The following is a 16,228-nucleotide window of genomic DNA, read 5'->3' as shown; positions in this document are numbered from 1 at the left end:
CATTGTGATTGACATAAAAAAAGGCCATATGATAGGATTGGTTTAACTAAAAAACATTTATTTTACTAAAGGGTTGATGATATTGGCGACCATAACGGATATCGCAAAAGTGGCTGAGGTATCGATTGCAACGGTTTCCAGGGTTCTCAATGAAGATCCGACGCTTTCAGTTACAAAGGAAACAAAAGAAAGAATCATCTTCATTGCAAACCAATTGGGATATCAAAACAAAGTGAGGAAAGCTCCAAAGCGGTCAAAGAAGGATAACATTCCGAAAATTGGTCTATTAATGTGGTGTTCGATGGAGGATGAAAATGATGATCCCTACTTCCACACCATAAGGCAAGGGATTGAGAATCAATCGAGGGAAGCGGGTTTTGAACTCGCGAAAACGATAAGGATGAATCAGTTTAGGCAAGATGAAACGATGAATCACTTGGATGGCATGATTGTGGTAGCTAAGGTTTCTATGAGTGATATGGAGAAAATATATCCCCGCGATAATCGTGTGGTGTTTGTAAACAGCCTCCCTCCGGATCATCAAAAATATGATTGTGTTATTTCTGACTTGGGGAACGGTACAGAGCAAGCCATGAACTACTTGTTGCAGTTGGGACATACCCGTATTGGCTTTATCGGTGGACGGGAATATTCTCTGAAACCAGGTTTTAACAAGGGTGATGAAGAGTTTGAAGTTCGGTACAGAACGTTCGAACGAATTGCGAAGGAGCAGGGCTCCTGTAAGGAATCCGATATCTATATTGGGGAATGGAATTCGGCAAGCGGATATGAGCTCATGTTAACGGCCATTGCAAATGGGGATATGCCGACAGCTTTCTTTGCCGCGAATGACCCGATCGCGATCGGTGCGATGCGTGCATTGCATGAAGCGGGAATCCGGATTCCACAAGATGTTACGATCATTGGTTTTGACGATATCGACTTATCTGCTTATGTACATCCGCCGTTGACAACAGTAAAGCTTTATGCTGAGCAAATGGGGAAAACAGCTGTGAATCTTCTTCTTGAACGGATAAGAGGGCGAGAAGTACCGTTAACAGTAATCATACCTACGACACTGGTGGTACGCGGGAGCAGTGGCAGGTATACGAAAGAGTGACGTACAAAGTACGAATCGAATTTAGGACCACATTTTTTCTGAACGATGGGGCTGATGATTCGCCTATATACCGTTGATAGCCATGACTTTCATGGACAGATTCGTGTTCAAATTGTTGTGGAGGAATAAACAAGAAGAGTTTTTTTGGGAGGAGATCAATGGCTATCAACAGCTCGCTGCGAACCAAACTCATTTTTGGGTTTCTGTCCGTCATCGTGCCGCTGGCGGCCTTTTTGTACTACAGCAATTATTACGCTATGGAAGTGGTCCGCAAGCAAGTCGCCCAATCGAATCTGAACCTGTTGTCCCTGCACACCCGAGAAATGGATAAATCCTTAAGCGATATCAACTCCTACTTGTACAAGCTCGCAACCACTGATACTTATGTCAAAACTCTAGCTATATTCCCCGAACAATCCGAGGACTATATCTTCTCTCGAATCATGCTGATGCATAAATTCGATGCGGATCACGGACTATACAATCTGGTCGATTCGTTCTTTGCATATAACGCTGACAATGATGATCTGATTTCGTATTACGAATCGTACGATACGAATCGGGGACGCGAACGAAATGCGTTGATCCGCAGCTTAGTGAACACGTCTGAATCGGGCGACCGATGGCGCTGGGTTAGCACCGGCACGGAATCGGGCCTGATTCGTATCGTCCGATCGAGCGGAATGTATGTAGGAGCCTGGATTCCGGAATCCAGGTTCATGGAGCCGGTGAAAAATTTGAATTTCGGCGAGTCAGGCAAATTTTTGCTGGTATCCGATGAGGGACGAGTACTCACTTCGATAAGCGCAAATGATTTTCCCGATCCATTGTTGATTCCGGGGAACGAAACAAACGGACAATATGGAACGATCAATGACAAAAGTGCAGCAAGCTATATATTCATGGTGCATCCGTACACCCAGTCTTCCATATGGATGCTGCTGTTGATCCCGGAACAAGATTTGCTCTTGAACTTACCTTTTTTTCAACGGGCGATTTATTCGATTCCGTTCATTGTCCTTCTTCTCATTTTCATTTTTGTTTTGATTTTGCAGCGTGTGTTAATTAAACCGATCAGCTCCTTGTTGAAAGGGATGCGAATGATCGGCCAGGGAAATTTGAGGATTCGTCTCCCGGTTCCCGCACAATGGGAAATCGCCTATTTGATCAAGACATTCAATCATATGGCTTCCGAAATCGAAGGCTTAACAATCGGCATGTACGAAGAGAAATTGAGGGTGCAAAAAGCCGAGTTCAAGCATTTGCAAAGTCAAATCAAACCCCACTTTTATTTAAATACCCTGAATATCATCTATAGTTTGGCGGTGCTGAAGGATCATGCCACCGTACAAAAATTGGCGATTCATCTGGCCGATTACTTCCGTTTTACGATCCGAACCGACCGTCAGATCGTTACACTGAAGGAGGAGTGCACCCATATCGCCAATTATCTGGAAATTCAGAGGCTAAGGTTTCCGGATCAACTATTCTATCAGGTACTGCTTCCGAAACAGCTTGAAGATGTCGAGATCCCGCCGTTAACCATTCAGCCATTCGTAGAGAATACGTTGATTCACGGTTTCCAGGGCGAAGAAGCGGTTCTTCATATCTCCATTGAAGTGAGAATGGACGCAGATACGGCGGAGGGGAAAATATTCATTGCAGTATTCGACGACGGAGAGGGTTTTGAGGAACAGAAGCTAAGACGGCTGCAAACCGGAGAATACTTTGACAGGCAAGGAGAAAGTGTGGGCATTTGGAACGTCTATCATCGCTTGCGGATGCATTTCGGGGAAGAAGTGGCTATCCGTTTTGCCAATAGGCAGCCTCAGGGAGCGGCTGTGACCCTGGAGATCCCGAACGTTTGCAACAATCATCAGGAAAAGGGGATGTCTTGATTGTATCGGATGCTGGTGGTTGACGACGAGAAATTAGCGGTACAAGCCATTGCGGAAGGAATCGACTGGTCCGGTGTCGGTGTTTCTGTTGTCTACAAAGCATACAACACCAAGCAGGCGATCGAAATCCTGAACCGCGAACCGGTTGATTGCATGATTACGGATATCGAAATGCCGGGGCGAAGCGGCATTGAGTTGATGGAGTGGGCCGTGAACAACCATCCCGGCTTGGAGTCGGTATTTCTGACCGGGTATGCCGATTTTTCGTATGCGCAGAAAGCCGTTCATCTCGGGATTCACGACTATATCTTGAAGCCGATTGAGCTTGATAAATTGCTGTCTGTCGTGAAGGAAATGATACGCAAGCTGGAGCAGCGCAAAGAAAATGAAGCGTTTCGGGAAACCTACAATAAATACGTACGCTTATGGGAAGATCAGCTTCCCTCTATGTCGGAGCGTATATGGCAGGATTTGCTGTCAGAGAGGTGCAGATTAGAACCGGAGAAGCTGAATGCGATGTTTCAGCTCTACGAAATTCCCGTCCAAGCGGGCGGAACGATTCTTCCCATTCTCATTAGCGTGGAACGCTGGAAAGAAGAATTCAGCCTGAGGGATGAGGAGATTATGGAGTATGCATTGCGCAAGGCTGCGCAGGAGATCATTCTGCACGATGGGAGCGGCACGGCCGTACAGAGCCTGGATGGCCACAATGTCGTATTGATTCATCTCGATGCCTATCAACAGGATGATCCGTATCACCTCGACGAGCAGATCAAGGGAAAGTGCCGGGAATACATCCAATCATGCATACGGTATTTCAAATGCAGCTTGTCCTGTTATATCGGCGAATGGACATTGGTTCCAGATTTGGCAGAAGTCTATAGGCGGCTCGTCAAGCTGGAACGGGATAGTGTGTCGGCATCGAATCAAGTCGTTTCCTTGCGTGAAGGATCGCCTCAGCTTCTGAAGGGGGCGTTCCGTCAGTTTCCTGCATCACAGTGGTCTGCTTTGCTGGAAGCGGGAGAAGAGGAGCTTCTAATGGAGGAAATCAGAAAAACGATCAACCATTGGGGTCGGGAGCAAGATTTACATCCGGAAATGCTGGAATCGTTGTACTATACTATCCTCCATATGGTTTATACGGCTGCGCATAAAAAAACAATTTCCATCTCCGCTATCTATCCGGACGAAGATTTGCTTTCCGCCCCGGCCGCCAGGCGCTCCGTTCATCACTTTGTGGGGTGGTGCGATAAGGTAATACGGACGTGCGTGTCCTATTTTAAAGCGTATTGCAAAGATGATTCCGTTGCGGTCATGAAGATCAAGCAATGGATCCAAGAGCATTTCCATGAAGAGATTACCCGTGATACGATCGCAGGTATCGTTCATGTGAACGCAGGTTACGTCTCCCGTATTTTTCGCAGAGAAACGGGGTATTCCTTGTCGGAGTATATTTTGAACGTCCGGATGGAGGAAGCGAAATGTCTGCTTTCCCAAACAAACTTGAAGATCAGCGCGGTCGCGGAAGCAGTCGGGTTCTCTCATTTTTCTTATTTTGCCCAGCAATTCAAAAAGTGCTGCGGCTACTCGCCTCTCGATTACCGCAAGTTGACTTTGATGCGGGATGAATAATAACGGCTTTCAAATAGTGGAAAGGTGTGGTTGAGATGCGTTGGCAGAGGGGAGTGAGCATGGCGATCGCCACAACATTGACCGCGGCTTTGGTCGCCTCTTGTTCCGGCGGGAGCGCCGAATCGAAACCGAAGGGGAATGCTGCGCAGATACCGCTCGACAACTCTTCGAATAGCATGTCGAATGTAACCGTCAATGCCATGTGGATGTATGTCTGGTTTAAAGGAAAGAAGTGGGGTTCAGATCCGGTCACGAAACGTATTACCGAAAAAACTGGCGTTCAATTCGATTTTAGCGGTCCCGACGGTGACGGCGAACAGAAGGCGAATGTCATGCTCATATCCGGAGACTATCCGGAAGTGATGTGGATGGACCGCGGGCCGACGTGGGACAATTATGTCAATTCGAAAGCGCTGTTGCCAATTGACGTGCTTGCGGCAAAATACGGGTATGACAAACTGATCGGTACTTATATACCGCAGCATGTCGTCGACCAGTTGAAGCACCCGGACGGCCATCTTTACGGTATCCCCAACTGGTTCAGCGACAAGGGGGAGTTATCCGTCGGCAGAACCCTCATGCTGCGTGAAGACATTTATGAGAAAATGGGTAAGCCAGAAATCAAGACTGTCAAAGACTTCGAAGCCTATTTAGCCAAGGTGCGTAATGCCAATCTGAGCACGACGAACGGTGAAATAGTGTTTCCTCTCGGCCTGGATTATAACGACGGTTCTTTTATTGAAATGTCGAACATGTGGGGAAGCAAAAACAAGGACTACCGCTATTATGACGAGAAGGAACAAAAGGTCAAGTTTTTTATGTTCAACGAGTCCACCAAGGACATGCTACTATGGCTGAACAAGATGTACCGTGAGAAAATGATCGACCCGGAGAATTTCTCTTACAACGACGGCATGGAACAGGAAGTGCGCAGCAACGGAAAATGGGCAGCAAGCTTCTCGGCGATTTGGGATTATTGGACGCCGAATGCTGTGCTGAAGAAGACCGATCCCGGCATCTATTATAAAGCCTACCCGATACCGGCCGGGAAAGACGGTGTAAAGCCATATATGGGGGGCTATAGCACGGTGGGCTGGAACGTGGCGGTCATCACGAAGAACGCCAAACATCCCGAAGCGATCATGCGTTTCTTCAATTACAACATGAGTCCGGAAGGCCAAATGTTAAGCTTCTATGGTATCGAAGGCGAGACTTGGGAAATGAAAGACGGTACACCGGTCCTGAAGCAGAACGCTTACGAGGAATTTCAGAAGGATTGGGATGGCTACAGTCAGAAAACGGGAGTACGTTATCTCGAACTGAACCAGTATCAAAAGTATAATTGGGAAAAGCAAAGTGAATCGCCGGATCGGCAAGAGGATCGCCGTATTGCCGAGCTTTTCAAATTTGACGGAACGGACCTGAGCGTTTTATCGATCGACCCGAACAGCAAAGCGGGGATCGTCTGGGCGAATATACAATCCGGTCTGCTTACTGACATTGCGAAAGTGCTGATCGCTGACAGCGCAAAGGATGCCCGGGCACGCCTTGAGGAACTGCTGGACAAGTATGCGAAGATGGGCATTAAGGATGTTGAGGAGGAGTGGACGAAGCAATATCAGGAACGTCAGAAGCTGAAGTAATGACATGTCTTCATTTCGAGGCGGAACATTTTACCGCAAAAAAAAGCTGGTGTCTCCAACAACATGGGACAGCAGCTTTTTTTGTTTTATTTCTTTTTATGTTTGTTCCACCGGGTTCATTTTTTTTTTCATAGAAATACACATTTATGATGATTCGTCCACAATATTGATAGATGGCGTAGCCTGATGATGTCATGATAGTACAAGCTCGTACAGAATAAAGTGTGCAGCGAATGAAAGAAAAAAGGGGTGATTGCGTGGCTGACTCACAAGAACTACTGGCAAAAGGTTCAGTAAGGTCTCCAGAAGAGTCAGTAAATTGACGAGACGAATTTTATGAAGGGCCTGTTATTTATTTCTCTAAATTCCAATATTGATACAAATGGGGGGGTACAAATGAAACGAAAAGGATTATCCATCATCTTGGCAATTGCGCTAATGTTACTTGCTGCGTGCAGCAACGGTGAAGACAAGAAAGAGCAAGCGACGGAATCGGGAGCCGAATCTTCACAGGCGACGAAAGAGAACGGGGAAGTAGATTATGCTTTCGGGAAATACAAGGAGCCGGTCACGATTCACACCATTCGTGAAACGAATACGTCCGCTCAATTTCCGGAAGGCGACGACATGGGGGACAACATCTGGACGCGAGCGTATAAGGAGCGCTTCAACATCAACGTCGTGACGGATTGGGTATCCGACGATTACGAAACGAAGTTGAACCTCGCGATCTCGTCCGGCGAGCTTCCCGACATTTATCGTGTAAACGCATCGCAGCTGCAGAAGTTGATGGAAGCGGACATGGTCATGGATCTAACCGAGGTGTTCGACAAGTACGCATCCGATCGGTTGAAAAAATACATGGAATTCGATCGTGCCAGCTTTGAATCCGGCATGAAGGATGGCAAATTATACGGTATCCCGCAATTACACTACGGCGTCATTGACCAGCCCGATTTTGTCTGGATCCGCAACGATTGGAAGGAAGAGCTTGGGCTCCGGGATCCGCAGACGATAGACGACATTAAGAACATCGCGCTCAAGTTCATGGAAAAACACGGCGGTTACGGCATTGCGCTTGATCAGACTCTCGATACACTAAACACGCTCGCAGTCGCATGGGGAGCTCATCCGGACATATGGGTTCCAGGCGAAGACGGCAAGATCGTCCACGGTTCGACCCAGCCTGAGATGAAGGATGCGCTTGCAACATTTGCTGAATGGTATAAGCTCGGCATTATTGATCCGGAATTTTCGATTAAAGATATGGCAGCGATGAACGCTAATGTCGTAGCCGGCAAAGTCGGCGTACAACCTCACTACCAGTGGTGGGGCTATAGTCCGGGCGTGGATGTTGTCACGAACTTGGGTAAGAATGCGATATTTTATCCTTACAACATACCGTCCGCCAATGGCGAAGAAGTGATTCATTCAGTTTCCTTCTTAAACGGGAACTACGTTGTCGTAAACAAGAAAGCTAAGAATCCGGAAGCGGTGACCAAGCTGATTAACTTCTACGCCTATATGATGGACGAAGGATTCAGCAAGGAATCGCAAGAGACTTTGGCCGCTTTCGTAAACGATGGCTTGGAGCACGCTCCTCAACCGTTTAAGGTCACGAACCCGAACACGGACTACGAGCAGTTCGTGAAGGTCAGCGAGGCGATGAAGACGAAAGACACGAGCAAATTCACAGCGACCGGTCAGTGGCAGAAGTACAACAACAGTGTCGAGTTTGAGACGAAAGGCACACTTGCCGCGGTTGGCGACTACCTGCAGCAAGGCGCGCCGAGGAGCGCATATGGCCTTGCCAAGCCCTTTATCGACAACAATCAGTATATCAAGAACTCGCTTTGGGGAGCACAGCCTAAGGAGCTTGCCAAATACGGCTCCACGCTGGATGATATTCTGACCGAAGGTTTTACGAAGATCATCATGGGTAAGGAGAGCATCGATTATTTCGATAAGCTCATCAAGGACTGGCGGGAAGCCGGCGGAGACGAAGTGACCGAAGCTGTAAACAAAATGTACGGCAACAAATAACTAACGATCGAGAACCATGCGAAGAGGCGAGGTTACGCTCGCCTCCTTTATATTATTCTAGGAACGGAGGATCGGGACATGTTAAGAAAGTTAAGACAACAGAGGGCTTTCCACCTCATGCTGGTTCCGAGTATCATTCTCGTTTTTATCTTCAGCTATCTCCCCTTCTACGGATTGGTCATCGCGTTTCAAGACTATAATCCGGGACTCGGCTTCCATTCGCCATGGGTCGGAATGGAAAACTTCGAACACGTTTTCAAGCAGGAGAAATTCTTGCGAACGATCTGGAATACGCTGTACATGTCGATTTTCAAATTGCTCGGCGGCATCTTCGTGCCAGTCATCTTCGCTTTATTACTGAACGAAGTAATGCGGGCGGCCTTCAAACGTACGTTCCAAACGCTTGTCTATATCCCAAACTTCCTGTCCTGGGTTATCATGGCCGGCATTATGATCGATATTCTAGCTTCGGATGGGATCGTCAACACGTTTCTCGGTCTTCTCGGTGTGAAGCCAATTTCATTCCTGGGCAGCCCCTCGATCTTCCCGTGGACGATGATCGTCACCGATATCTGGAAAGGGTTCGGCTTCGGCACTGTCGTTTATTTGGCCGCTTTGACTGGCATCGACCCAGGGCTGTATGAGGCAGCGCTGATCGACGGGGCGAATCGTTGGAAACAGACGATCTATATTACGCTGCCTCTGCTTGCACCGACAATTATCCTGATGGCGGTCCTGTCCCTCGGTAACGTCATGAACGCGGGTTTCGACCAAATCTACAACCTCTATTCCCCCGCTGTTTACGAATCCGGCGACATCATCGATACGTATGTGTATCGGCTCGGCATTGTGCAAGCGCAATATTCGATAGGCACGGCGATCGGCCTGTTCAAATCGGTCATCACTTGTATCCTGGTCGTCTTATCCCTCGTGCTTGCGAAAAAAGCCGCAGGATACAAGATTTATTAAGGAGGGAAATTATGGTTCAAGACAAAAGCCTAGGGCGTAAGCTATTTCTTATCGCCAATTATTCGATTCTGTTCTTGACTTCGCTGTTTTGCATCCTGCCTTTCGTTAATCTGCTTGCTGTTTCTTTTAGCGGGAGCGCAGCGGTAGCGGCGGGAGATGTCGTATTTTGGCCAGTCGATTTTACGACGAAGGCTTATGAGTTTGCGTTGGAAGGAGGCCAATTTTTACAATCTTTTTGGGTTTCGACCCAGCGAGTCGTGCTGGGGACTATAGTCAACCTCATCTTGATGGTGCTCACTGCATATCCGCTTTCCAAGACGAAGGAGAAAGTGATGGGACGCGGCATCTATATGGGTTTTTTTGTATTGACGATGCTATTTAACGGAGGGTTGATCCCGAGCTACCTTATCGTCGTCAATGCCGGACTCATCGACTCCATCTGGTCGCTCATTCTGCCGGGCGCGTTGCCCGTCTACAGCATGATCATTCTCATGAACTTCATTCGGAGCCTGCCGGAAGAGATCGAGGAATCAGCGACGATCGACGGAGCCGGGCCGATGCAAATCTTGATCCGCATCCTCTTGCCGCTTCTTAAGCCGGCGCTTGCGACCGTAGGACTGTTCACCATCGTTGGGCATTGGAACTCATGGTTTGATGGCATCATCTACATGAACAATCCCGATAATTATCCGTTGCAAAGCTATTTGCAGACACTGTTGCTCAGCTTCGACCAAATTATGTTGAGAGCCGGCACCGACTATTCGGAGCTGCTCGCGCAAATGAACGTGAGAACCGGCCGCGCCGCGCAGTTGTTCCTTGGAACGGTCCCGATCCTAGTCGTCTATCCGTTCTTGCAGAAATATTTCACGAAAGGTCTCGTTCTCGGCAGTGTGAAAGGTTGATTATGGCTCACAACTCGGATATGGATCAGTGAGAGGAGAATTACCGCAGGGTAGCTCTCTGTATTTGGGGAGGAAGATACATGAATATACATTTCGATGAAAAGAGGAAGATTTTTCACCTCAGTAATAAAGGAACCAGTTATGTGATGAAGGTATTGGATGGAGGGTATCTTGTCCATTTGTACTGGGGAAGGAGCATTGTCTCCTATAACGAAAGCAACCCTCTGATATTTTTGGATAGAGCCTTCGCACCTAACCCTAACCCTATGGACCGCAGCTTTTCTTTGGATACGATACCTCATGAATATCCGGTGTACGGAAACGGGGACTACCGGCAGCCTGCATTCCAATTACAACTGGAAGACGGATCTACGATATCTGACTTACGATATCATTCTCACAGGATTTATCATGGGAAATCAGTACTAAAAGGCCTTCCTGCGACTTATGCAGAGAACGATAAGGAGACTATTTCCCTTGAGATTGTATTGGAGGATGCGCATCTTGGCTTGTCGGTCGCGTTAACCTATTGCATCTTCCGTGACCATGATGCCATCAGCCGCTCCATTGCCATCACCAATCATGGGCAGTGCAATATCAAACTGTTGCGTGTTTCAAGCGCAAGTGTGGACTTTCGGGATGATGAATTTGAGTGGTTGACCCTTTATGGATCGCATACGAATGAACGGAATATAGAAAGGCGTCCGCTTACCCACGGCGTTCAAGCCATCAGCAGTGCCCGGGGTGCCAGCAGCCCGCAGCAGAATCCTTTCATGGCCTTATTGCGAAAAGGAGCCGACGAGAGTAAGGGAGAGGTATACGCGTTTAATTTGGTGTACAGCGGCAACTTCCTTGCCCAGGTAGAGGTGGAGCAGTATCATACCTGCCGGGCATCGATCGGGATTAATCCGTTCGATTTCACCTGGCTGTTAGGTCCGGGGGAAACCTTTCAATCGCCTGAGGCAGTCATGGTCTTTTCCTCGGATGGGCTGGGGGGGATGTCCCGCACGTACCACGAATTGTACAGATCCCGTTTATGCAGGGGCAAACATAGGGATCGAGTCAGGCCGATCTTGATAAACAACTGGGAAGCAACCTATTTCAATTTTGATGCGCAGAAATTGGAGAGCCTGGCAGATGAAGCGCAGCGTCTTGGAATCGAGCTGTTTGTGTTAGATGACGGATGGTTTGGGCACCGCGACGATGATACCAGCTCATTAGGAGATTGGCAGGTGGACAAGCGTAAGCTGCCGGACGGCCTTGCAGATTTGGCTGAAAGAATTCGTGCCAGAGGGATGGAGTTTGGATTATGGTTCGAACCTGAGATGATTTCGGAGGATAGCCATCTGTACAGGGAACACCCTGATTGGTGTATCCAAGTGGAAGGACGGCCGAAGACATGGGGAAGGAACCAATTTGTTCTTGACCTGTCTCGGCCGGAGGTTTGTGATTATATTGTCCGTGTGATAACCGAGGTGTTGAATAGCGCACCCATCAGTTATGTCAAATGGGATATGAACCGTCATTTGACAGAAGTTGGATCCCTTGCCTGGCCTCCTGAACGTCAAAGAGAAATCGCCCACCGATATATTCTTGGTTTATATCACGTCTTGGAGCAAATTACGTCTTCGTTTCCTGATATTTTATTCGAAAGCTGCTCTGGAGGCGGCGGCAGATTCGATCCGGGAATGCTGTTTTATATGCCCCAAACTTGGGCCAGCGACAATTCGGATGCGGTCAGCCGCCTAAATATCCAATACGGGACAAGTCTCGTATATCCAATCAGTACCATTGGGGCGCACGTGTCCGTTATACCGAATCATCAGGTACATCGGGTTACTTCTTTGGATATCCGTTCTCACGTTGCCATGTCAGGGAATTTGGGATTTGAGCTCGACCTTACGAAGTTGAGCGAAGAAGAAAAGAATTTTATCCGCAAGATGATCTCTCAATATAAGGAAATCAGGTCTGTTATTCAATTCGGAGATTTCTACCGATTGCTTGATCCCTTCCAAGGTAACGAAGCGGCGTGGATGTTCGTTTCCGAAAACAAGAATGAAGCGGTTGTAGGTTACTTTAAGGTGCTTGCGCAGCCGGGGGAACGGATAAGATTCCTGCGTTTAAACGGCTTGCATCCTGATGCGAAGTACAAACATGTAGAGACCGGCCGCATTTACGGCGGTGACGAATTAATGCATGTAGGGTTAACCATTCCGGTCATGCATGGCGACTTTACGAGTGTGTTCTACAGATTTCAACAGGTTGAATTAACTTAGGTTCCGGGAGGGTAAAACATTTGCTGAATTTCTTACAAACAGGAGATAGGCTTGATTTGGTTGACGGCGGGGAGACGGTTATAAATGGAATCTCAGCTGTTGTGAACTTGGATGATGGTTCCAGCCATACTTTACATTTGTCAAAGGTGATCGCAGGAAAAGAAAGCGGGTTGCCGGTAACAGATTGCGAATTTCGGAATGAAGCTGAAGGACTTTTAGTGAAGCTTCATTTGAGTATAGAGGAAGGCTGTGCAGCGATATCTCTTTCCGCATCGATCGATAATCCTCTGTTTGAGAAATTGCGTTTTTTTGATAGTAACAAAGGGATTGTGCTAACGATGGAAAGCTTCCCTGGAATGACGGGCCTGTTGGGGCATTACCGGTTTAACGATTGGTGGACAAGACCGTATACCGGGACACTCGATGGTTTGCCCAGCCGAACCCAGCAGCTGCTGATAGAACGTGAAACAGGCTCCTTCTTTCAAATCATACCGCTTTGCGAAGAAAACGGTAAGGCAGATTTGCAGGGAACAACCGCAGGGAATTTGCAATTGGTTGTGTTTAACAACACAGGCGGGTATAGCCGCATGTATACCTCTGTTGCGATGTTGGGGATCCATGAGAATCCGTTCGAATTAGCGGAACATACGTTAACCTCGGCGAGACGCAAACTTGGTGTTGCAAATAAGGATGAACGGCAATATCCGGATATTTTTGAGTACATCGGATGGTGTACTTGGGATGCCTTTTACCAACAGGTGTCCGAAGAGGGGATCGTACAAAAGTGCAATGAATTTAAGAACATGAATCTTCCGGTACGTTGGGTGATCATTGACGACGGCTGGCAGGACATTAAGGATGGGAAGCTTGTATCTTTTAAGGCTGATGTAGGCAAATTTCCGGGCGGACTTGTAAGTGTTGTAGACAAATTGAAGGAGCTGGATATCAATTCAGTAGGAGTATGGCATACATTCGCAGGATATTGGGGCGGTATTCATCCTGAAAGTGAATTGGCTGCGAAGTTGAAAGAACATCTGATGCCCACTAACGGGGGGGCTCTTATTCCTGCATGTGATGACCGCGGCTTTGGTTTTTGGAAAGAGTTTCATCAGCAGTTACGCCTTCAGGGAATTCGACTCATCAAGGTTGATGGACAAAGTGCGATAGCCAATTTCACAAAACATCATCTTCCTGCAGGGTTGGCCGCTAAAGGGGGACATACGGCACTGGAGGCTTCTGCCGCCATACATTTCCACTATCAAATGATCAACTGTATGGGAATGGCCTCGGAAAACTTATGGAGCAGGCCCATGTCCGCCATTAGCCGTAACAGTGATGATTTTGTTCCCGAGAACCCGGATTGCTTCGCAGAACACGCCATGCAAAATGTATACAACTCTTTCTATCATGGCCATCTCTACTGGGGAGATTGGGATATGTTCTGGACGGTTCATGCCGATGCGGAACGTCATGCCCTTCTTCGAGCGGTAAGCGGTGGACCAGTATATTTTAGCGATCCTCTTCATGCAACCGACCCCAATTTGATCCGACCGCTGATTGAACGTGACGGGAAGCTGTTGCGTTGCGATTTGCCCGGGATGCCGACATTGGATTGCTTGACTGTAGATCCGGTCCATGAAAATGCTGCATTAAAGATCTGGAGTCGTGCCGGGGATGCTGGAATTATTGCTGCATTTCATATCAACAAGGATGGACGGCCGATCCAAAGCCGGATTCGTCCTGCAGATATTCCGGGGCTGCATGGAAGCCGGTTTGCGGTCTATGAATATTTCTCGAAAGCATGTTCGGTGATTGGGCGTGATGAAGAATATCCGATCGTCCTGAATGAGAAGGAAGCCAAACTGTTCATTCTGGTCAGCTGCGACTCGGGGATTGCCCCGATTGGATTGACAAACAAGATGATATCCCCCAAAACGATCAAGCATATCATTCGAAACGAATCCAGGACCGCTCTTTTTCTAGACGAAGGGGGAGCGTTTACTTTTTTTACGGATAAAAGACTTAGTTCCGTTGAAGTAAACGGAGAAATGAGAGAACTTAGATCTTATTCCGATGATTCGCAGCTTTATACTGTCGATTGCCATGACCTTCATGGACCGGTTTGTGTTCAAATTGTGATGCAGGAGTAATTCCATTTTGAGCTTACCCCAGAAAGATTCCATCGGCGCGTTGTCGTAGCAATTGCCTTTGCGACTCATGCTGCAGACGAAGTCATGTTTCTTCAGAAGTCGTTGATATTTCTTGCTAGCATATTGAACGCCACGATCAGAATGGACAATTAAGCCTTTTGATGCGCCTGCGCGCCCTATGGCCTGTTTTAACCTGTTCCAACCCAAACTAATGTAAGTTGGTTTACTTATCGTACCGAAATCAGAGAAAACGACATTATTTATGAAGTTCAACGATTGATAGCCCAACCAAATGAAAAAGACTCGTCATTAAAAAGTCTCGGTACCAAAGTCATTCGTCAAACATACAATTGGAAAAAGCAGGTGCTATGGGTGCGTTGAACACTGTAGCTTCTGGTACCTTAAGTTCAATTCCCGGGGCCGCAATATTTGTTACAGTATTTTCAACGACCCAGTCGTTTGTAAATGGAATTTCAACAGAAACAGTGATTAATGATGCGAGCATTGCATACACTTGGTCTCAAGCAACCCAGGTAATGTTCTTCTACGTTAAGAAAAAAGGAGAGACTGACAGTAATCAATACTTAACCTTTATTTCAAGTAAGGTTGATGCTGCAATAGGCTGGCAGTATCCTCTGTTTTCTTATATCAATTCGAACGGAGGCACTACCACTGTTTCTCCATCTGTAATTCAAGGTAATCGCACAATAAGCGCTGTGCCCACACATCATAATGATGCTTTCTATGCAGTAGAGAAATATCCAAATGGAAACCTCTCAGCAAAGGACTTGGTAAATAGCATAACACTCACCGGAATTGAATCAAAAAATATTTCATCTATCTTTCCTGTGAACCCAAACTATCCAAGTCAAATCTATTAATTAAAACGGTTTCTAAATAGGGGGAAGTCATATCAATAACACAATTAAGAAACTTAGATGGCTCATAACTATAATGTTGTTGATAGTGATAGCTGCGGGATTTGTTTTGTTATATGACTTCCCCGAAAAAATCGCAGTAGAATACCCTGCGATTGAATATCGAGTAGGTGATAGTACCTCGGTAAGTACGACCGAAATTAGGATTGAAGGTACCTTAACACGTCCATTATTTCGAAATCATGAGTTCAAAGGCAGGATTGTTGTCGATAAATACAAATTTACCGAGGAATACACATTGTTCGATGTTGATTTTAATAAAAACACGAGAAACGAAATGGGCTCCCTTACCTATACAGATCCAATAAATGCGACAATTCAAATGCTTGGTCCGATATGGATATCCGGTGATTTTAAAAAAATTAATATTTGGGTCGCTGAACCGGTTGGTTCTCAAGCTCAACAGACAACAGATTTAAGAATTTCGGCACCTGCAAACTCATTCGAAGAAGCAATTGCAATAAATAAGTTATTATCTGAGTCTAAGTAATAAACCTGATAAGTTTTACGTATAAGTTCGGTAACCAACTGGGAAGACAGCATGTGGATGCCGAGGGAATGAAATTCCGCCATGACTCAGCAGCCACTATTGGAAAGAACATATATTACAAGAAGCCGCGATGTTGCGGCTTTTTTCTCGTTTAAAAAAATATGCAA

The 16,228-nt window shown here is 46.9% G+C and carries 11 protein-coding genes and 1 pseudogene; 11 read left to right on the top strand and 1 reads right to left on the bottom strand.

Annotated elements, in window-relative coordinates; all coding sequences use genetic code 11:
* The first annotated feature begins 82 nt into the window (after window positions 1-82).
* The 9 genes from HI950_RS27940 (at window position 83) to HI950_RS27900 (ending at window position 14,633) form a co-directional block, all read left to right on the top strand.
* Complete coding sequence (locus tag HI950_RS27940) at window positions 83-1,120, top strand: LacI family DNA-binding transcriptional regulator (protein WP_169088501.1); 1,038 nt, start codon at window positions 83-85, stop codon at window positions 1,118-1,120.
* A gap of 158 nt (window positions 1,121-1,278) precedes the next feature.
* Complete coding sequence (locus HI950_RS27935) at window positions 1,279-3,018, top strand: cache domain-containing sensor histidine kinase (RefSeq protein WP_169088503.1); 1,740 nt, start codon at window positions 1,279-1,281, stop codon at window positions 3,016-3,018.
* 9 nt (window positions 3,019-3,027) lie between these two features.
* On the top strand, window positions 3,028-4,650 hold the full coding sequence (locus HI950_RS27930; RefSeq protein WP_223285553.1) for a response regulator transcription factor: 1,623 nt from the start codon (window positions 3,028-3,030) through the stop codon (window positions 4,648-4,650).
* A gap of 59 nt (window positions 4,651-4,709) precedes the next feature.
* Window positions 4,710-6,293 (top strand): extracellular solute-binding protein, encoded by a 1,584-nt coding sequence (locus HI950_RS27925; protein WP_223285545.1) that lies wholly within the window; start codon window positions 4,710-4,712, stop codon window positions 6,291-6,293.
* Between the two features lie 396 nt (window positions 6,294-6,689).
* The gene (locus tag HI950_RS27920; protein WP_169088510.1) at window positions 6,690-8,336 is read left to right on the top strand and encodes a type 2 periplasmic-binding domain-containing protein; all 1,647 of its coding nucleotides are present in this window, start codon (window positions 6,690-6,692) and stop codon (window positions 8,334-8,336) included.
* 78 nt (window positions 8,337-8,414) lie between these two features.
* The gene (locus HI950_RS27915; protein ID WP_169088512.1) at window positions 8,415-9,305 is read left to right on the top strand and encodes an ABC transporter permease; all 891 of its coding nucleotides are present in this window, start codon (window positions 8,415-8,417) and stop codon (window positions 9,303-9,305) included.
* Window positions 9,306-9,316: 11 nt separating this feature from the next.
* Entirely contained in the window at window positions 9,317-10,207 is an 891-nt protein-coding gene (locus HI950_RS27910) for a carbohydrate ABC transporter permease (protein ID WP_169088514.1), read from the top strand.
* Window positions 10,208-10,287: 80 nt separating this feature from the next.
* Complete coding sequence (locus HI950_RS27905; protein ID WP_169088516.1) at window positions 10,288-12,483, top strand: alpha-galactosidase; 2,196 nt, start codon at window positions 10,288-10,290, stop codon at window positions 12,481-12,483.
* 338 nt (window positions 12,484-12,821) lie between these two features.
* On the top strand, window positions 12,822-14,633 hold the full coding sequence (locus HI950_RS27900; RefSeq protein ID WP_317618461.1) for a Sip1-related alpha-galactosidase: 1,812 nt from the start codon (window positions 12,822-12,824) through the stop codon (window positions 14,631-14,633).
* Here HI950_RS27900 and HI950_RS36110 read toward each other — a convergent pair.
* Window positions 14,630-14,825: pseudogene (locus tag HI950_RS36110) on the bottom strand (transposase); the annotation flags it as partial. The gene HI950_RS27900 and the pseudogene HI950_RS36110 sit on opposite strands and share 4 nt — an antisense overlap.
* A 185-nt stretch (window positions 14,826-15,010) precedes the next feature.
* Here HI950_RS36110 and HI950_RS27895 point away from each other — a divergent pair.
* Together HI950_RS27895 and HI950_RS27890 are read left to right on the top strand one after the other, a co-directional pair.
* A complete protein-coding gene (locus tag HI950_RS27895; protein WP_169088520.1) occupies window positions 15,011-15,514 on the top strand; it encodes a hypothetical protein in 504 nt (167 codons plus the stop codon).
* A 73-nt stretch (window positions 15,515-15,587) separates the two neighbouring features.
* Window positions 15,588-16,061 (top strand): hypothetical protein, encoded by a 474-nt coding sequence (locus HI950_RS27890; RefSeq protein ID WP_169088521.1) that lies wholly within the window; start codon window positions 15,588-15,590, stop codon window positions 16,059-16,061.
* The last annotated feature ends 167 nt before the right edge of the window (window positions 16,062-16,228 follow it).

The sequence above is a fragment of the Paenibacillus sp. PL91 genome, from assembly GCF_012935325.2.
In the GTDB taxonomy this organism is placed as follows: domain Bacteria; phylum Bacillota; class Bacilli; order Paenibacillales; family Paenibacillaceae; genus Pristimantibacillus.
The sequence above is the reverse complement of the archived record's forward strand: the minus strand, read 5'-3'. Positions and strand labels throughout refer to the sequence as shown.

What these genes read in the sequence shown, in the direction of transcription:
- HI950_RS27905 (WP_169088516.1), top strand. Translation starts at nt 10,288, where the DNA reads ATGAATATACATTTCGATGAAAAGAGGAAGATTTTTCACCTCAGTAAT.
- HI950_RS27910 (WP_169088514.1), top strand. Translation starts at nt 9,317, where the DNA reads ATGGTTCAAGACAAAAGCCTAGGGCGTAAGCTATTTCTTATCGCCAAT.
- HI950_RS27915 (WP_169088512.1), top strand. Translation starts at nt 8,415, where the DNA reads ATGTTAAGAAAGTTAAGACAACAGAGGGCTTTCCACCTCATGCTGGTT.
- HI950_RS27930 (WP_223285553.1), top strand. Translation starts at nt 3,028, where the DNA reads ATGCTGGTGGTTGACGACGAGAAATTAGCGGTACAAGCCATTGCGGAA.
- HI950_RS27925 (WP_223285545.1), top strand. Translation starts at nt 4,710, where the DNA reads ATGGCGATCGCCACAACATTGACCGCGGCTTTGGTCGCCTCTTGTTCC.
- HI950_RS27935 (WP_169088503.1), top strand. Translation starts at nt 1,279, where the DNA reads ATGGCTATCAACAGCTCGCTGCGAACCAAACTCATTTTTGGGTTTCTG.
- HI950_RS27920 (WP_169088510.1), top strand. Translation starts at nt 6,690, where the DNA reads ATGAAACGAAAAGGATTATCCATCATCTTGGCAATTGCGCTAATGTTA.
- HI950_RS27890 (WP_169088521.1), top strand. Translation starts at nt 15,588, where the DNA reads ATGTTGTTGATAGTGATAGCTGCGGGATTTGTTTTGTTATATGACTTC.
- HI950_RS27900 (WP_317618461.1), top strand. Translation starts at nt 12,822, where the DNA reads ATGGAAAGCTTCCCTGGAATGACGGGCCTGTTGGGGCATTACCGGTTT.